This is a genomic window from Flavobacterium galactosidilyticum, from assembly GCF_020911945.1.
GTDB lineage: Bacteria > Bacteroidota > Bacteroidia > Flavobacteriales > Flavobacteriaceae > Flavobacterium > Flavobacterium galactosidilyticum.
This window is the reverse complement of record NZ_CP087135.1, coordinates 354,267-372,439: the sequence shown is the minus strand read 5'-3', so window position 1 is coordinate 372,439 and position 18,173 is coordinate 354,267. Positions and strand designations below refer to the sequence as shown.

Here is an 18,173-nt window from a genome sequence, read left to right as displayed (position 1 = left end):
TTATTTTTTTAAATCATTTCAAATGGATATTAAATACATTCATACTTTATTTTTAAAATGCACCTCAGTTTCAATTGATACACGTAAAATTGAAAGCAATTCTTTGTTTATTGCTATAAAAGGGGATCGGTTTGACGCTAATACATTTACAAAAACCGCTTTAGAGAAAGGCGCTAATTATGTAATAATTGATGACGAATCTCATTTTATTGATGAAAGAACAATCGTTGTTGAGAACAGTTTAGTTGCGTTACAAGAATTAGCTAAATACCATAGAGGGTATCTAAAGCTGCCAATAATTGCTTTAACTGGGAGCAATGGTAAAACCACCACAAAGGAGCTAATTAATGCGGTTCTGTCAAAAAAGTTCAGAACTAAATCAACAGTTGGGAATCTAAATAATCATATTGGCGTCCCGTTAACTTTACTTTCATTTACATTAGAAACCGAAGTAGGAATCGTTGAAATGGGAGCAAATCATCAGAAAGAAATTGAATTTTTATGTGAACTAGCAACGCCAGATTACGGATACATAACAAATTTTGGCAAAGCCCATCTGGAAGGATTTGGTGGAGTTGATGGAGTTATTAAAGGAAAAAGTGAAATGTATCATTATCTTTCAGGAAATGAAAAACTTGCTTTCATCAACTTAGAGGATCCTATTCAAGTGGAAAAATCGGCAAGTTTAAAATCCTACACTTTTGGTTTAAATAAATTAAATGCAGATATAAATATCACTAATATAAAAGCGAATCCATTTGTAGAAATAACGTACTCAGCAAAGGTGATAAAATCTCATTTAATAGGCTTGTATAACGCAAACAACATAAATGCTGCTATTTGTATAGGCGTTTACTTTGGAGTTGCTGACGGCGATATAAAAGAGGCGTTGCAAAGCTATGTTCCTGAAAATAATAGATCGCAGTTAATGACTAAAGGAACAAATCAAATTATATTAGATGCTTATAATGCCAACCCGAGTAGTATGGCAGTTGCAATTGAGAATTTCTTGCAATTAGCGCAATCCGGTAAAGTGGTGATTTTAGGCGATATGTTTGAGTTAGGGCAAGAAAGTCATGATGAGCATGAAGCTGTCGTTGAGTCGTTGGCCAATCGAAAAGAAGTGAGGTGTTATTTTGTTGGTTCTGAATTTTATGCGAATAAAGTAGAGCAAGATAATTTTTACTTCTTTGAATCATTCGAAGCTTTTTCAGAATCGCTTTTAAAAGATTCGTTTGAAAATAATTCAATCTTGATTAAAGGCTCGCGAGGAATGGCTCTGGAAAGGACTTTAGACTTTATTTAATGATAACATAAAAAAACTCCTTAATTTCTTAAGGAGTTTCTTGGTGGGCGATGAGGGGTTCGAACCCCCGACCCCCTCGGTGTAAACGAGGTGCTCTGAACCAGCTGAGCTAATCGCCCTATTTTTGCAGTTTGACAAATTTCGTTGCCGTTATTGCGTGTGCAAATATACGCCACTTTTTTAATTCTGCAAGAAAAAAAATAAAAAAATTATAATATTTCTGCTACCACAAAAGTACTCCCTCCAATATAGATAAAGTCACTGTTTGAAGCATTTTCTATTGCTTTTTTGTAAGCTTCTGAAACAGAGCTGTATGCTTCTCCGTTTAGTTCAAAATTGAGAGCCTTTTGTTTTAAAATGGATGCGTCTAATCCACGAGGTAAATTAGGTTTGCAGAAATAATAAATTGCTTTTTTAGGAAATAAAGGTAATATTTCGTTTAAATCTTTGTCGTTTACTACTCCTAAAACGATATGTAACTTGCCAAAAGTCTCTTTTTGGATTTGATTAAGTACTATTTCTAGTCCGTTTTTGTTGTGTGCTGTATCACAAATTACTTTTGGCGATTCTCCTAATTGTTGCCATCTACCTTGTAATCCTGTATTTCGTACAACATTTAAAAAACCTGACTTACTATTGTTCTCTGTGATCGTATAATCATTTTGGCAATTTAAGACTTCGATTGTCTTTAAAACAGTTTTTTTATTATGTGTTTGATAGTCGCCAATTAAGTCTGAAGGGAAAGTTTCTGCTAATAAATCAGAAGCAAAATAGATTTTCGAATGACATTCTTTGGCTTTACTTAGAAATACAGGTTTTGTTTCTGGAGTGTATTCGCCAATGACTACAGGAATCGTTGGTTTTATAATTCCTGCCTTTTCAAAAGCAATTGATTCTAGTGTGTTTCCCAGAAATTGGGTATGATCTAATCCGATATTTGTAATCACTGATACTAGAGGCGTAATTATGTTGGTAGCGTCTAATCTACCACCCATCCCAACTTCAATAATTGCGATCTCCACTTTTTCTTTTACAAAATAGTCTAAAGCTAAGCCAACAGACATTTCGAAAAAACTGAAAGCTCCTTTTTCAAAATAGGATTTGTGTTTTTCAATAAATGTACAAACGAAATCTTCTGAAATTTCTTTGCCATTTATCTTGATCCGCTCTCTAAAGTCTTTTAAGTGAGGGGAAGTGTATAAACCAACTTTGTAGCCGGCTTCTTGTAGTATTGAAGATAGCATGTGGGAAGTAGAGCCTTTGCCATTAGTTCCAGCTACATGTATACATTGTAATTTCTTTTCGGGACTACCTAAATGATCTGATAATAATAAAATATTAGTGAGGTCTTCTTTATAAGCCGATGCGCCTTGGGTTTGATACATCGGTAGTTGATTAAACATCCAATGCGTAGTTTCTTGGTAATTCATGAGGTCTATAAATAATAAAAACTCAAAGATACTTGAGTTTTTATTATTTATAGTTATGATTATTCGCCAATTTTAAAATTAACCGTTATAAAACCTATTTGGGTTTCTGGGGCGTTAGCATCTGGTTGCCATCTGTATTTTCTGGCTGTCGCCAAAGCGGGCTCTATTAAGCAAGGGTTAGTATTTGTTGTTCCTTTAGTATATTTCGCAGCAATCACATTGCCATTTCTGTTTACTGTTATTTGAACTACGACTGTCCCAAATTCATTGCATTTTTGAACTTCTTTCCCTCTAGAACTAATGCTTCTACCGTTTAATCCCCATCCGCTTCCATTGCCGCTTCCGCTTCCAGAACCATAATAACTGTTAGCGTAAGGATTGCCATTTGGACTTCCTTTATCTCCGGCTAAATTGTCATTTCCTTCACCGCCTTGAGCTTTTCCATCAGATTTAGGACCATTTATTAGACTTGATAACGCATCAGAGGTGCTTTTTGAAGGTTTTGGGTTTTCTTTGGGCTTTGGTTTAACTTCTTCTTTAGCAGTTTGTTTAGTAGGTTGTATTTTTTTAGCTTCCTTTATAACAACAGCTTCTTCAATATCTTGTGATAATACATCATCATTGCTTGCGGCAGCTTCTTTTGCAGCCACAGCTTTCGGAGCTGATTGTATTGCTTCAGTAGGCTGTATGTTTCCTGATCCAAATTCTGTAGTGCCAAAGTTGATCGCAATTCCATTTTCAGGTGGTGGATCTAAAGAGGTTAATCCTAAATAAAAGAACAAAACAAATAGAATCACAAAAATAATTGATGTGATTACAAATGATTTCTTTTCTTCTTCTGTTTCTATATATTTCATGTAGAATAATTCTTTTTTTAAAATAGTGAAAACTATTTAGGTCTTACCGCCAAAACAACTTTGATTTGGTTTCTGTTTGCAATGTCTAAAACATTAACCGCTTTCTCAATTGGAACTCCTTCTTCAGCTCTTAAAATAATAGCTTTATCTTTGTTTGCAGCAAACATCGATAATAATTTTGATTCTAATTCAGCTTCTGAAACGGGTTCTTTGTCAATAAAAAACTCTAATTTCTTATTGATGCTTACTGCTACGTTTTTATTGCTATCTGTTTTTCCTTTTGCTTTTGGCAAGACTAAATCTAATGCGTTAGTGGTTACCATTGTTGACGTTAGCATAAAGAATATCAGCAATAAAAACACAATATCTGTCATGGACGACATATTGAATTCAGCACTAACTTTATTTCTTCCTCTTAAATTCATAATTATGCTGGGTCGTTTAATAAGTCTAAGAAGTCAACTGCATTGGCTTCCATTTGGTGAACGATTTTATCTGTTTTTACTACTAAGTGATTGTAGCCCACATAAGCAATAATTCCTACTACTAAACCAACAACTGTTGTTGTCATAGCGGTGTAAATTCCTTCAGAAAGCGCGCCTACTTCAATTTGTCCGCCAGAACTAGCCATTTTATGAAACGCTTGAATCATACCAACAACCGTTCCTAAGAAACCAGTCATAGGACCCGCTCCTGAAATAGTAGCAAGCATACTTACATTTTTTTCTAGCTTGTAAATTTCTAGTTTACCAGCGTTTTCAATTGCGGTGTTTATGTCATCAAGAGGTTTTCCTATTCTTGAAATTCCTTTCTCGATTAATCTTGCAACTGGAGATTTATAATGAGCACATGCCATTTTTGCATTATCAATACGTCCGTTTTTGATGTTGTCTTTAATTTGTGCCATGAAGCTGGGTTCAATTTTTGAAGCTGCATTTATGGCCATTAATCGTTCGAAATAAAGGTATAAAGCGACGAAAAACATTAAAAATAAGGCAGTCATAATTATTTGACCTGCTAATCCTCCGCTAGTTAGTAATTCAATAATTGATAAAGTTTTTTCAACAGGAACTGCTTCAACTAAACTTTCTTTTGCAACAGATAGGCTGTCTGCTTGTAACAATAGACTCATAGAAATTTTATTTATTATGAAAACGCTAATATATTATAAAAATTGCTAATCTGTTAGATTAAAATTAGTAACAGAACTGATTTTTTAAAGGTTTTTATTTGGGGTAAAAAAAATCAGTTTACTGTATTTCCTTTAAAAGGAATGCAGTAAACTGACCTTATGTAGTGAAAGTACAAACAAGTGAATCATTTGTAATTTAGCATAAGATTACACTAATTGATTTAATGCAATTTCAAAAGCAGTAGCGCTAATATTAGTTTTTGCGTTGTTCAAAGCGTGTGTTTTTTCAATGGCTCTTTTAATAGTATCTGAAGTGTCTTGAAAAATAGCTTCATCCGTCATTTGTACTTTCTTTTCCATGAAATAAGCAAAAACACGAGCCATTCCGCAATTAGAAATAAAGTCTGGAATCAAACTCACTTTGTGATCTACATCTTCCATTATTGGGCCAAAGAATATAGCTGTGTCAGCAAAAGGAACATTGGCACCACAAGAAATAACTTCTAGACCATTAGCAATTAAGCTATCAATTTGCGATTGAGTAACCAATCTTGAAGCAGCACAAGGAGTGAATATTTCAGCTCCAATTGTCCATATTTTTTGATTAATTTCTTCAAAAGAAATCATGTTGTCAGCAACAAGTTTGTTGCCATCTTTTGCAAGAAATAATGCTTTTATTTCTTCAAACGAATAACCATTTTCATTGATTATTCCGCCATCACGATCAATGATACCAATTATTTTAGCGCCCATTCCAGCTAAGTAAAATGCAGCTGCTGAGCCTACATTTCCAAAACCTTGTACAATTGCTTTCTTGCCTTTTACATCTCCGCCGTAAATAGCGTAATAATTGCGAACTGCTTCAGCAACACCAAAACCAGTAATCATATCAGCAACTGTATATTTTCTTAGTACATCAGGAGAATATTTTGGGTTTTCAATTACTTTAACTACACCTTGACGCAATTGCCCAATTCGGTTGATTTTATCTGCTTCTGTAGGTTTGAAGTGTCCATTAAAAACACCTTCTTGTGGATGCCAAACGCCACATTCTTCTGTCATTGGAATCACTTCGTGAATTTCATCAACATTTAAATCTCCACCTGTCCCGTAATAACTTTTTAATAAAGGAGAAACGGCTTTGTACCAGCGTTGCAATACCCCTTTTTTTCTTGGATCATTAGGATCAAAATTAATTCCAGATTTAGCTCCACCAATTGCTGGGCCAGAAACTGAAAATTTTACTTCCATAGTTTTTGCCAAAGACAAAACTTCATTCATATCTAACCCTTTTCTCATTCGGGTTCCTCCACCTGCAGCACCGCCACGTAATGAATTGATCACTGTCCATCCTTCCGCTTCAGTTTCGGCATCTTTCCAATGGAAAACTATCTCAGGTTCTTTGTTTTCGAATTTATTTAATAAATCTTTCATTTTTTGCGATATGTTTAATTTTGGCAAATATAAATAATAGACTAATGTGAATTATGTATTTTTAGCTTTATTTTAAATGATAAAAAGTATAAAGTCTGATAAAGGAAATATGCATAAGTAGTGCTAAATCAATATGATCTATTAACGTTTTTTATATTAATTCTCTAATAATTATGTTTTTCCTTAAAGATTGGGTAAAATTACGAAAACGTTTGAAATTTAATTTTTAATAATTACTTTTGAGAAACAAAATTAAGAACAAATAACCTCATAAACATATGGATTTTAATCTAACCGAAGAACAAATAATGATTCAACAGGCTGCTAGAGATTTTGCTCAAAATGAATTGTTGCCAGGAGTTATTGAAAGAGATGAGCATGCTAAATTCCCTACTGAACAGGTTAAAATGATGGCTGATCTTGGTTTTATGGGAATGATGGTGGATCCAAAATATGGTGGTTCAGGTTTAGACAGTATTTCGTATGTATTGGCAATGACTGAAATTGCAAAAGTTGATGCTTCAGCAGCCGTGATTATGTCTGTAAACAATTCACTTGTTTGTGCTGGAATGGAAAAATATTGCAACGAAGAACAAAAAATCAAATATTTAGTTCCACTTGCAAAAGGAGAAGTGATTGGTGCTTTTTGTTTATCGGAACCAGAAGCAGGAAGTGATGCTACTTCGCAAAAAACTACTGCGATTGATATGGGCGATCATTATTTGTTAAACGGGACAAAAAACTGGATTACAAATGGTGCAACTGCATCAACTTATTTAGTAATAGCACAAACTCATGTGGAAAAGAAACACAAAGGAATCAATGCTTTTATAGTGGAGAAAGGTTGGGCTGGTTTTGATATTGGGCCAAAAGAAAGAAAAATGGGAATTCGCGGAAGTGATACGCATTCGTTATTATTTAATGATGTAAAAGTTCCAAAAGAAAATAGAATTGGTGAAGACGGCTTCGGCTTTGCATTTGCGATGAATGTACTCAATGGAGGAAGAATCGGAATTGCATCACAAGCATTAGGAATTGCAACCGGAGCTTATGAAATTGCTTTAAAATATTCGCAAGAGCGTAAAGCTTTTGGCACAGCCATTTTCAATCACCAAGCAATTGCTTTTAAATTAGCAGATATGTATGTTAAAGTTACAGCTGCCAAATTGTTAGTAATGAAAGCAGCAGCTGAAAAAGATGAAGGTAAAGATATTGCACACTCTGGAGCCATGGCAAAATTATATGCATCAGAAATTGCACTAGAAGTTGCAAATGAAGCGGTTCAGATTCATGGTGGAAACGGTTATGTTGCCGAATATCATGTAGAGCGAATGATGCGTGACTCAAAAATCACCCAAATTTATGAAGGAACTTCGGAGATTCAAAGAATAGTAATTTCTAGAGGATTAATATCATAAATAATAAATACTGGTTAAGAATAACCCTTTTCAATTTCGGTTGAAAAGGGTTTTGTGTTTCAATGCCTTTCTTTTTATTCAAGTGTTAGTTTTGCATGTGTTTATTTTTAAATATAGAAAGCAAGAAAAGTGACAAGATGATTTTTTAACAAAAGTCCTGATTCATATCATAGGCTAAAATATAATACTCATTTTGATTGAATTGAAAATCATCTATAATAGTCCAGTTTAGTTTTTCAGTATGTGCTTTGCGAGATGGAATATTCGTTTTATTTATAAAAGTTAAACTAAATGGATATTTGCTTTTCATATTGATTCTCATAAATTCAAAGAATGAAAAAATCAATGCTTTTCCTCGATAATCCTTATGAATGCATATTGGTCCATATTGAAAACTATTTTCTGTGGTGAAATTAAAATCTAAAAATTTTAAGGCAGGCAGTAATGAAATCATATGATTGAAAATGGGCCATTGATTGAAAAAATCCCAGCTTCCAGTAAAAATGTAAGCGATGATTTTATTGTTGTCTTTTGCAACAAATAAGTTTTTGCAGTTGATTACTTCTGTCAATTGAGTAATCGTAAATGGTGTTGTGACGAATCCAGCATCTTTTTCCTCATCAGATAAGTTAGAAACCAAATATAATTCTTGTAATGCCAATACGCCATCAATATCATTTAATGTTGCTATTTCAAATTGTATGTTTTCTATCATCGAATGTGAAGTTTAAATTAATGGCTTTTATCAAAATTAAGTAAAATTCTAATATTCTTTGTTTTTAAAATTGAAAAACAATCCTTTGCGTAAAGCGATGCTAATTTGTCGTTTTTGTTTATTTTTGCCTTATGAAAAATATTATTATTACAGGTACGAGTAGGGGAATAGGGCATGAATTAGCTTTACAATTTGCAAATGCGGGACACCATGTTTTAGCTATTTCTAGAAAAATTCCTCAAACTTTATTAGGGAATAAAAACATCACTTGTCTTTCAGTTGATTTGTCTAATGAATCGGAGTTAGTTAAGGTAAACGATTTTTTGTATAAATCTTGGAAACAAATAGACGCTATTATTCATAATGCCGGAAGTTTAATATTGAAACCATTTTCAGAAACTACGAAACAAGATTTTGAAAATATCTATAAAGTCAATGTTTTTGCTGTTGCAAATTTGACTCGTATCGCTTTGCCTTATTTACAAAAAGGTAGTCACGTAGTCGCTGTTAGTTCTATGGGAGGAATTCAAGGAAGTCTTAAATTTTCTGGACTTGCGGCTTATAGTTCAAGTAAAGGAGCTGTAATTACGCTTATGGAATTATTAGCAGAAGAATATAAAGATCGTGGAATTTCTTTTAATGTTTTGGCTTTAGGTTCTGTTCAAACAGAAATGCTTGAAGAAGCTTTTCCAGGTTATCAAGCGCCAATATCAGCGAATGAAATGGCCGATTATATTTTTAATTTTACTTTGACAGGCAATAAATATTTCAATGGAAAAGTGCTACAGGTTTCCTCTACGAATCCATAATTCATAGTTTGTTTTGAGCGAAACATTAACGAAATATCTACCTGATCACGCAGTAAAACCTGCCTTTGAATTGATTGTGACCCATAGAGTGCATTTGAAAATTGTCAATGAGCGCGCTACACGCCATGGTGATTATCGAAAGGGAATGAATGGTAAGCATGAAATTACCGTAAACGGAAGTTTGAATAAGTATCGCTTCTTGATAACGTTGATTCATGAAATTTCTCATTTAGTGGCTTTCGAAAAATTTGGTCGAAACATCAAGCCGCATGGAAACGAATGGAAGTATACTTTTCAGCAATTGATGGTTCCTTACATTAGACCAGAAATTTTTCCAAATCAAATTTTACCTTTGTTGGCAAGACATTTTAGAAATCCAAGTGCCAGTAGTGACACCGATGCTACTTTATCTTTGGCTTTAAAACAATTTGACCAAAAAAATGATAAAAACTATGTTTTCGAAATTCCGTACGGCAGCGTTTTTAGAATTTCTAATGGAAAGATTTTTAAGAAAATGGCAGTTCGCACCAAGCGTTTTGAATGCATCGAAGTAAGTTCTGGAAAAATGTACTTATTCAATCCTAATGCTGAGGTGGAGGTGTTGCCGAACTCATTGCAGGTAAATAAATAAGAGTCTTTACCCCTTCAAATACGCTTCTCTCACTTTTCTGAATAAATTTGAAGAATAAACAAAGTCAACTACGGCTTCGTTATCAGTTATGAAAATTTCTTCTTTGGTTCCTTGCCAAGCTTTAAGACCATTTTTTAAGAATAAAATATTATCTCCAATTTCCATAACCGAGTTCATATCATGTGTATTAATAACGGTTGTGATATCGTATTCTTCGGTAATTTCCTTAATTAAATTATCAATTAAGGTAGACGTATTTGGATCAAGACCAGAATTAGGTTCGTCACAGAAAAGATATTTTGGACGGTTTACGATTGCTCGTGCAATTGCAACTCTTTTTTGCATTCCTCCTGAAATTTCAGAAGGTAATTTGTGATGCGCATCTTTGAGTGCTACTCTTTCTAGTACAAAGTCAACACGCTCTTTAATTTTAGCTTTGTTATCTCTAGTAAACATTTTTAAAGGGAAACCAACATTTTCAGCAACAGTCATGGAGTCAAACAATGCACTACCTTGAAATACCATTCCTATTTCGGTTCTAAGGTCTCTCTTTTCATCGGCAGCCAATTCGGAATATATTCTTCCATCAAAACAGATATGTCCTGATTCAGGTGTATGTATACCTAAAAGGCTTTTAAGTAAAACTGTTTTGCCTGATCCACTTTGCCCTATAATTAAATTAGTTTTTCCAGTTTCAAAAACTGTCGAAATGCCTTTAAGGATTTTATTACCGCCAAATGATTTTTCTATGTTTTTTAATTCTATCATGATCCTAGTAACAGTTGCGTTAGTATATAGTTGAAAAGTATTATTGAAACTGATGTCCAAACAAAGGCTACAGTACTGGCTTTACCTACTTCGAGTGCACCACCTTTCATATAATAGCCATGGAACGAAGGTATAGTTGCTAATAAAAGAGCAAAAATCAATGTTTTAAGAAATGCATAAGCAATATGAAAAGGAATAAAATCCATTTGCGCTCCATTGATAAATTCGTCGCTAGATATAAATCCGCCGTAAACTCCAGCCATCCATCCTCCTAGAATTCCTAAAAACATGGCGATACCGATGAGAAACGGATATAATAACAGTGCAATTATTTTTGGGAATACTAAGTAATTCAGCGAATTTACTCCCATTACTTCTAGAGCGTCAATTTGCTCTGTAACTCTCATCGTACCGATGCTAGACGTTATGAATGATCCCATTTTTCCTGCCATAATTATGGAGATAAATGTAGGAGCAAATTCCAATATCACTGATTGTCTGGTGGCAAAACCAATAAGGTATTTTGGGATCAAAGGATTAGTTAAGTTTAATGCGGTTTGAATTGCAACAACACCTCCCACGAAGAAGGAAATAAAGGCTACAATACCAAGTGAACCAATTATTAAGTCATCAATTTCCTTGAAGATTAGATTTTTCATCACAGACCATTTGGTTTGTTTGTTGAAAATTTCTTTTATCATCAGGAAATATCTTCCTATCTGTGTTATATATCGAATGAGCATCATAGTATTGTGAATAAGGGCTAAAATACAAAAATAGTTACGAGTTATTGGTCAATAGGGTTCAGTTTTCGTTAGAAAAGCTTTTCCTTCATTTTTTTTAAACGGTAATGACGTATGAATTTTGCTTGTTCTGCTGTGACCATTAAAGGTGTTTTAGCTGTTTTAGCTTTCCAAAATCCTTTAATATAATCTAAAAAAAGCAATGGTTTTTTTTTCATCATCGCTAGTTTTGCTGAAGCAATAGCGGTAATTATAAAGCCATAACCTAAAGTATAAAAAGCTTCACCTTGTTTATAGCGTGCTGTTTTATTATAATTAGCACCAGTTGGTTTTAAATGTTTTACATGTAAAGAGGTATCAGTGACTACTTTCCAATTGTAAAATTTACAAAGTAATTCGTCAACGGTGTCCCAACCCATTTGTGGTTTTAAACCGCCAATTTGTTTGAAAGTTTCTTTTCTGTAGGCTTTTAAAGCGCCTCGAATGTGGTCTTTATCGGTTAGGTTTTCTAAAATCCATTCTCCGTTTTTCTCAATATAACAAAAGCCACCAACCATACCAATTGAAGGATCTGATTTGAAATGTGTATCGATTTTTTCAAAATAATTATTTGGGAAAATCAAATCGGCATCAATTTTTACAATCACATCGTAGTTTTCATCTAAGGTTTCAAATCCTGTCTGGAACGCTTGAATTACTTTGCTTCCGGGTAAATGAATGGTACTTGATTTTTTTTCGACCAATGATATAAACGGATGTTCTTCGGCGAAAGCCAAAACAATTTCCGAAGTTTTATCAGTAGAGTTATCATTGACAACCACTACTTTTTTAGGTAAAAGTGTTTGTGAAATTAGAGACTCTAATGTCAAAGAAATCAATTCTTCTTCATTATGAGCAGGTATAACGATGTAATAATTCATTATTTGTATGTTTGACTTTTCAACTTTGTCGAAGTTTTGAACTTTGCCAAAGTTACCAAGGCTTATTTTATTTTTTCAGCGTAAACAATATAATATCTTGGCGTGAATTTTCGCAATAAAGGACGAATGCCAAATTTTTTAACGGGGTTTGTCCATTTTTGACGGTCTATTATTTTCCATCCTGTTTTTTCTAAAAGCCAATCCAATTGCCAGTCTTCAAATTCATGATAGTGTCTGTCCCACATGTCAGTTTTGCTTCTATAAGCTGGAGAAAACCACAAACGTAACGGAATAGAAATGAATAGCTTATCCGATTTGATTTCGTTTAAGATAGTGTAGGGATTTAATAAATGTTCGAAAATTTCAAAGGCAGTAACAACATCTGTTTTTCCTTTTTGGAAAACCGTTTGATCATTGTCCAAGTCTTCGCCAGTTGTATTTGTAACTGTAAAACCTTCTTCTTTCATGATTTTAGAAAAAGGATTTTCGACCCCTAAATCTAAAATAGTGGATGTCGTTGTAATGTGTTTGTTTAGAAATTCTAATGTGTGTTTGAATCTTTTATTAGGAAACGTTTTTTCGTACATAGTCTTTGCGAGGAACGAAGTGATTTTTCGTTCTTTATCTAGGTTAATTTTGCTGTCAGGATTCAGGATGCAAATGTACAAAGATAAATTCCTTATTTTGATGTTTTTTATTGCAGATACAAATGAAAAATCCACAGTTAATTTTACTAACTGTGGATTTTTGGTAATTTAAATTCTTATGAATTTACATTAATTAGTATCTGTATATGAAGGCGTTGATATTCATTCCTGCTCCAACAGAAGCAAATAATAAAATATCGCCTTTGTTTATTTGCTGGTCTTTAATTTCACCTCTAATTAATAAGTCAAAAAGAGTAGGTACCGTAGCTACGCTGCTGTTTCCTAATTCATGAATGCTCATAGGCATAATATCTTGAGGAACCGGTTTGTCGTGTAGTTTGTAAAAGCGTTGTATGATTGCTTCATCCATTTTTTCATTGGCTTGGTGAATCAGAATTTTTTTAACATCGTCTATGCCAAGTCCACTTTTTTCTACACAACTTTTCATTGCTGTTGGAACGTTGTTCAATGCAAATTCGTAAATTTTACGACCATGCATTTTTATATAACGGTGGTCCGGATCTGCTTCTGGATCGTATGATTTACCGAAAAATAAGTAGTTAGCTTCTTCCATTGCATAAGTTGCGCTCTCGTATGAAAGCAATCCTGATTCGTCATCAGAAGCTTCGATAATAGAAGCGCCAGCACCGTCAGAATAAATCATTGAATCTCTATCGTGGTCGTCAACGACTCTTGATAGAGTTTCAGAACCAATAACTAAACAACGTTTAGCCATTCCAGATTTGATAAAGGCATTGGCTTGAAGTACGCCTTCAATCCATCCTGGACAACCAAAAAGGATATCGTAAGCAACGCACTTTGGGTTTTTTATTTGTAATTTATGCTTTACTCTGGTTGCTAAACTAGGTAGCATATCTGATTGAATTGCCCCTTTTTTTACGTCACCAAAATTATGTGCAAAAATGATATAATCTATTGTTTCAGGATCGATTTGTGCGTTTTCAATTGCTTTTTTAGCAGCAAAATAAGCTAAATCAGATGAGGATAAATGATCTTCAGCATAACGCCTTTGTTCGATTCCTGTAATTCCTTTAAATTTATTGATGACAACCTCGTTAGGATAGCCAAATGCGGTTCCGTCCTCATTTAAAAATACATGGTTTCCAAAGTCTGCATTGCTTATTCTCTTCTCAGGAATATAACTTCCTATTCCGGCTATTTTTATTTTCATTGCGTTTTTTTCCAAAATTTATGCTAATTTAAACATAAAAAAATAATTACACTCATAATATTTACTATGCGTGCATATAATTATTAAATAGTTAATATTGAGTCAAAATATTATTTATATGATTGTAAAGTTCTTTTATAGATGCGATTTTCTTATAATATATCGCTTTTGTGTAGAAATAATTATTTTAAATGTTTGACTCGGTTTTATTTTTACCTTGCGAATTATTCATCAATTTAATTGCAATATTATAAAAAAAATGTCCCGATTTCTCGAGACATTTTAGTTGTAATCTAACTTTCCATGTAGGCTTCAATTGGTGCGCATGAACAATTTAAGTTTCTATCACCATAGGCTTCATCTACTCGACGAACCGTAGGCCAAAATTTGTTTTCAGCGATATAATCTAATGGGAATGCTGCTGCTTCACGACTGTATGGAAAAATCCAATTATCAGTGGTTACCATCATTAAAGTATGTGGTGCATTTTTTAGTACGTTATTAGAATTATCCAAAGTTGCTTCTTCAATTTCTTTTCGGATAGCAATCATTGCATCACAAAATCGATCTAATTCTTCTAAGTTTTCACTTTCTGTTGGTTCGATCATTAAGGTTCCTGCAACTGGGAAAGAAACAGTAGGAGCGTGGAAACCGTAATCCATCAATCGTTTTGCGATATCAGTTACTTCGATTCCTTTTTCTTTGAATGGACGACATTCAAGGATCATTTCGTGAGCTGCTCGACCCATTTCTCCAGAGTATAAAGTGTCATAATGACCGTTTAATTTCTCTTTAATATAGTTTGCGTTTAAAATTGCATATGCTGTTGATTGTTTCAAACCTTCAGCACCTAACATGCAGATGTATCCGTAAGAAATCAAACAAACTAATGCAGAACCCCAAGGTGCAGCAGAAATAGCTGTGATAGCATTTTCACCACCTGTAGGTATTACCGGATTAGTTGGTAAAAACGGAACTAATTGTGGAGCAACACAGATCGGCCCTACACCTGGTCCACCACCACCGTGAGGAATAGCGAACGTTTTGTGTAAGTTTAAGTGACATACGTCAGCACCGATAGTTGCTGGATTTGTTAATCCAACTTGTGCATTCATGTTAGCACCATCCATATATACTTGTCCACCATTATCGTGAATCAATTGCGTGATTTCTTTTATAGCACTTTCAAATACACCGTGAGTTGACGGGTAAGTAACCATCAAACATGAAAGATTGTCTTTGTGTAAAATTGCTTTTGCGCGTAAATCTTCTACGTCGATATTTCCGTTTTCTAATGTTTTTGTAACCACTACTTTCATTCCAGCCATTGCTGCAGAAGCAGGATTAGTTCCATGTGCAGATGAAGGTATTAAAGCAATATTTCTGTGGTGATCTCCTCTTGATTGGTGATACGCACGAATAACCATAAGTCCTGCATATTCTCCTTGAGCACCAGAATTAGGCTGTAATGTAGTTCCAGCGAAACCAGTAATTACGTTTAATTGTTTCTCTAGTTTAGCAAGCATTTCTTGATATCCTTGCGCTTGATCTAGTGGTGCAAATGGGTGAATGTTGTTCCATTGTGCGTTGCTTAAAGGCAACATCTCTGAAGCAGCATTTAATTTCATTGTACATGATCCTAATGAAATCATAGAATGATTTAACGCTAAATCTTTACGCTCTAACATTTTGATATAACGCATTAATGCTGTTTCTGAATGGTGTTTTGTAAAAACATCATGCTCTAAGAAAGTTGAAGTTCTTTCAACGCTTTCTGGGAAATGATTCGTTTGAGATAAACTTTCAATTGTTGTTGCTTGAGTCCCTTTTGCGGAAGCGAAAATCCCAACAATCTTATTTAAATCAGCGATACTTGTTGTTTCATTCAATGAGATTGAAACCGTATTTTCGTCAATGTAATAAAAGTTAACTTCGTTTTGTAGTGCAATTTCTTTTACTTTTTGAGCATCAGCTTTTATAACGATAGTGTCAAAGAAAGCAGTATTAGTTTGTTCAAAACCTAATTTTTCTAAGGTGTTTGTTAATGTTACTGCAGAAGCATGTACTTTATTAGCGATATATCTCAAACCTTTTGGTCCGTGATAAACAGCATACATTCCTGCCATTACAGATAATAAAACCTGAGCAGTACAAATGTTTGAAGTTGCTTTGTCACGTTTAATGTGTTGTTCGCGGGTTTGTAATGCCATACGAAGGGCACGATTTCCGTTAGTATCAATGGTTACACCAATGATTCTTCCTGGCATGCTTCGTTTGTATTCGTCTTTGGTAGCAAAATACGCTGCGTGTGGACCTCCGTAACCTAACGGAATTCCGAAACGTTGTGTAGTTCCTAAAACTACGGCAGCGCCCATTTCTCCTGGAGGAGTCAATTTTGCTAAACTCAAAATATCAGCAGCAACGGCTACTTTTATTTCGTTTTCGGCAGCTTTAGCGATGAATTGAGCGTAATCATGAACTTGTCCAAATTTCCCTGGATATTGAAGGATTGCTCCGAAAAATTCAGTAGAAAAATCAAATTCTTGGTGATCTCCCACAACTAACTCAACGCCTATGGGAGTAGAGCGAGTTTGTAAAACAGATAATGTCTGTGGTAGAATTGCATCAGAAACGAAAAATTTGCATACGTTAGCTTTCTTTTGGTCACGGGTTCTAACATCAAATAATAAAGCCATAGCTTCTGCTGCTGCTGTAGCTTCGTCAAGTAAAGATGCATTTGCAATTTCCATTCCAGTCAATTCGATAACCATAGTTTGAAAATTCAAAATCGCTTCTAAACGACCTTGCGCAATTTCTGCTTGGTATGGCGTATATGCCGTGTACCACCCTGGGTTTTCAAATACATTGCGCTGGATAACTGCAGGAATAATTGCTGCATTGTATCCTAACCCAATGTATGATTGAAACATCTTGTTTTTATTTCCTAATTGAGTGATGTGATTAGCAAACTCATATTCAGTCATTGCTGGATCTAAATCCAAATCTGATTTTAAGCGAATATCACTTGGAATAGTTTCATCGATCAATTGATCTAGACTTTCAGCCCCAATTGTCTTCAACATATGATGTAAATCATTTTCTCTTGGGCCGATGTGTCTTAATGCAAAAGCGTCTGTTTTCATTGTATATAAAATGTGTTGTGTGTTTGTTGTTTTAAAAGGCTGTAAAATTAAATATTAATATGCTATAAATAGCCTTTTCTGACTTGATTTTCTGTGAATTTTTCAACTAAAAGACGTTCTTATTAACACTTTGATTAATTTTGTCTAATGAGGATTTTGAAACTACTATTTGATTTTTATATCAACAGCAGCATTCATGTGGGTTTGTCCTGCTATGCCTTAGTCCGTATGACCCAACACATGTTCCACATTTCTTATGAAGAAACTATTGCTAACTTTGCTTTTTTTGGAACAGTTGTAGGATACAATTTTGTAAAATACGATGCCTTGGCTAGAGCCAAAAAAGCCCAAATGCGTACCGAATTAAAGTTGATTGCTTTATTTAGTCTTTGTTCGCTAGCTTTAGTTGGTTATTATTTTTTTCTATTGGAGCGAATAACTCAAATTACGGCTATTGCTTTTTTGAGTATTACGTTGTTGTATACCCTTCCTTTTTTTCCAAATCGAAAAAACGCACGGAATTGGGTTGGTGTAAAAATTTATATTGTGGCTTTGTGTTGGGCTGGTGTAACCATTGGTTTACCGCTGTTGAATGCTGAGGTGGCCATAACATCTGATTTTTTTCTAAAATGCATCCAAAGATTTATCCTGATTTTTGTTTTAGTCCTCGTTTTTGAAATCATTGATATGTCAAATGATGATCCTTATTTGCAAACTGTTCCGCAAAAAATAGGAGCTAAAATGACAAAAAAGCTAGGGATTACGCTAATGATTCTTTTTTATTTTTTAGAATTTATGAAAAGCAATTTTGACGTCAAACAATTAATCGTGAATTTTGTTTTAGTGGTTTTAGTTTCGCTTTCGTTGCTTTTTGTAAACAAAAAACGATCTAAATATTACACGTCTTTTTGGGTCGAAAGCATTCCTATTTTGTGGTGGTTGATGGTAGTTTTTATTTAGAAAGGTTGCTAGTGGTGGATAGAATTTGATTGATAATGTTCATAAAAAATAACCGAAGTATTGCTACT

General features: G+C 34.1%; 17 protein-coding genes and 1 tRNA gene. 5 read left to right on the top strand and 13 right to left on the bottom strand.

Annotated elements, in window-relative coordinates; genetic code table 11:
- Positions 1-22 precede the first annotated feature (22 nt).
- Positions 23-1,306 (top strand): UDP-N-acetylmuramoyl-tripeptide--D-alanyl-D-alanine ligase, encoded by a 1,284-nt coding sequence (locus LNP27_RS01705; protein ID WP_229942801.1) that lies wholly within the window; start codon positions 23-25, stop codon positions 1,304-1,306.
- 41 nt (positions 1,307-1,347) lie between these two features.
- Here LNP27_RS01705 and LNP27_RS01700 read toward each other — a convergent pair.
- The 6 genes from LNP27_RS01700 to LNP27_RS01675 all read right to left on the bottom strand — a co-directional run bounded on the left by LNP27_RS01700 (position 1,348) and on the right by LNP27_RS01675 (position 6,159).
- Positions 1,348-1,425: transfer RNA gene (locus tag LNP27_RS01700), tRNA-Val, on the bottom strand.
- A gap of 90 nt (positions 1,426-1,515) precedes the next feature.
- A complete protein-coding gene (locus LNP27_RS01695) occupies positions 1,516-2,736 on the bottom strand; it encodes a bifunctional folylpolyglutamate synthase/dihydrofolate synthase (protein ID WP_229942800.1) in 1,221 nt (406 codons plus the stop codon).
- A gap of 59 nt (positions 2,737-2,795) precedes the next feature.
- Positions 2,796-3,593, bottom strand: a complete 798-nt coding sequence (locus LNP27_RS01690) for an energy transducer TonB family protein (protein WP_229942799.1) — start codon at positions 3,591-3,593, stop codon at positions 2,796-2,798.
- 32 nt (positions 3,594-3,625) lie between these two features.
- Positions 3,626-4,018 carry an ExbD/TolR family protein gene (locus LNP27_RS01685; RefSeq protein WP_229942798.1) on the bottom strand — a complete coding sequence of 131 codons (393 nt, stop codon included), beginning with the start codon at positions 4,016-4,018 and terminating at the stop codon, positions 3,626-3,628.
- Positions 4,019-4,020: 2 nt separating this feature from the next.
- The gene (locus LNP27_RS01680) at positions 4,021-4,725 is read right to left on the bottom strand and encodes a MotA/TolQ/ExbB proton channel family protein (RefSeq protein ID WP_229942797.1); all 705 of its coding nucleotides are present in this window, start codon (positions 4,723-4,725) and stop codon (positions 4,021-4,023) included.
- Between the two features lie 207 nt (positions 4,726-4,932).
- Positions 4,933-6,159 (bottom strand): Glu/Leu/Phe/Val dehydrogenase dimerization domain-containing protein, encoded by a 1,227-nt coding sequence (locus LNP27_RS01675; RefSeq protein WP_229942796.1) that lies wholly within the window; start codon positions 6,157-6,159, stop codon positions 4,933-4,935.
- Between the two features lie 278 nt (positions 6,160-6,437).
- Here LNP27_RS01675 and LNP27_RS01670 point away from each other — a divergent pair, with 278 nt between their 5' ends.
- On the top strand, positions 6,438-7,577 hold the full coding sequence (locus LNP27_RS01670; RefSeq protein ID WP_229942795.1) for an acyl-CoA dehydrogenase family protein: 1,140 nt from the start codon (positions 6,438-6,440) through the stop codon (positions 7,575-7,577).
- Positions 7,578-7,722: 145 nt separating this feature from the next.
- Here the strand turns inward: LNP27_RS01670 and LNP27_RS01665 are convergent, their stop codons facing one another.
- Entirely contained in the window at positions 7,723-8,292 is a 570-nt protein-coding gene (locus LNP27_RS01665; RefSeq protein WP_229942794.1) for a GNAT family acetyltransferase, read from the bottom strand.
- 131 nt (positions 8,293-8,423) lie between these two features.
- On the opposite strand from LNP27_RS01665, the gene LNP27_RS01660 reads away from it, so the two are divergent.
- Both LNP27_RS01660 and LNP27_RS01655 read left to right on the top strand, forming a co-directional pair.
- Entirely contained in the window at positions 8,424-9,101 is a 678-nt protein-coding gene (locus LNP27_RS01660; RefSeq protein WP_229942793.1) for an SDR family NAD(P)-dependent oxidoreductase, read from the top strand.
- Positions 9,102-9,114: 13 nt separating this feature from the next.
- Positions 9,115-9,732: a SprT-like domain-containing protein gene (locus tag LNP27_RS01655; RefSeq protein ID WP_229942792.1), complete on the top strand. Its 618-nt coding sequence runs from the start codon at positions 9,115-9,117 to the stop codon at positions 9,730-9,732.
- A 6-nt stretch (positions 9,733-9,738) separates the two neighbouring features.
- Here the strand turns inward: LNP27_RS01655 and LNP27_RS01650 are convergent, their stop codons facing one another.
- From LNP27_RS01650 to gcvP, 6 genes are all read right to left on the bottom strand, one after another.
- Positions 9,739-10,500 (bottom strand): ABC transporter ATP-binding protein, encoded by a 762-nt coding sequence (locus LNP27_RS01650; protein ID WP_229942791.1) that lies wholly within the window; start codon positions 10,498-10,500, stop codon positions 9,739-9,741.
- Positions 10,497-11,246, bottom strand: a complete 750-nt coding sequence (locus tag LNP27_RS01645; protein WP_229942790.1) for an MlaE family ABC transporter permease — start codon at positions 11,244-11,246, stop codon at positions 10,497-10,499. Before LNP27_RS01645 ends, LNP27_RS01650 begins: the two co-directional genes overlap by 4 nt.
- 68 nt (positions 11,247-11,314) lie before the next feature.
- Positions 11,315-12,163, bottom strand: coding sequence for a glycosyltransferase family 2 protein (locus LNP27_RS01640; RefSeq protein ID WP_229942789.1), 849 nt, complete (start codon positions 12,161-12,163; stop codon positions 11,315-11,317).
- Between the two features lie 62 nt (positions 12,164-12,225).
- Positions 12,226-12,750 (bottom strand): methyltransferase domain-containing protein, encoded by a 525-nt coding sequence (locus LNP27_RS01635; protein WP_229942788.1) that lies wholly within the window; start codon positions 12,748-12,750, stop codon positions 12,226-12,228.
- Between the two features lie 193 nt (positions 12,751-12,943).
- Entirely contained in the window at positions 12,944-14,002 is a 1,059-nt protein-coding gene (locus LNP27_RS01630) for a 3-oxoacyl-ACP synthase III family protein (protein ID WP_229942787.1), read from the bottom strand.
- A gap of 293 nt (positions 14,003-14,295) precedes the next feature.
- On the bottom strand, positions 14,296-17,145 hold the full coding sequence (gene gcvP, locus LNP27_RS01625; protein WP_229942786.1) for an aminomethyl-transferring glycine dehydrogenase: 2,850 nt from the start codon (positions 17,143-17,145) through the stop codon (positions 14,296-14,298).
- A gap of 147 nt (positions 17,146-17,292) precedes the next feature.
- Between gcvP and LNP27_RS01620 the strand changes: the two genes are divergently transcribed.
- Positions 17,293-18,105 (top strand): UbiA prenyltransferase family protein, encoded by an 813-nt coding sequence (locus tag LNP27_RS01620; RefSeq protein ID WP_229942785.1) that lies wholly within the window; start codon positions 17,293-17,295, stop codon positions 18,103-18,105.
- Positions 18,106-18,173 lie beyond the last annotated feature (68 nt).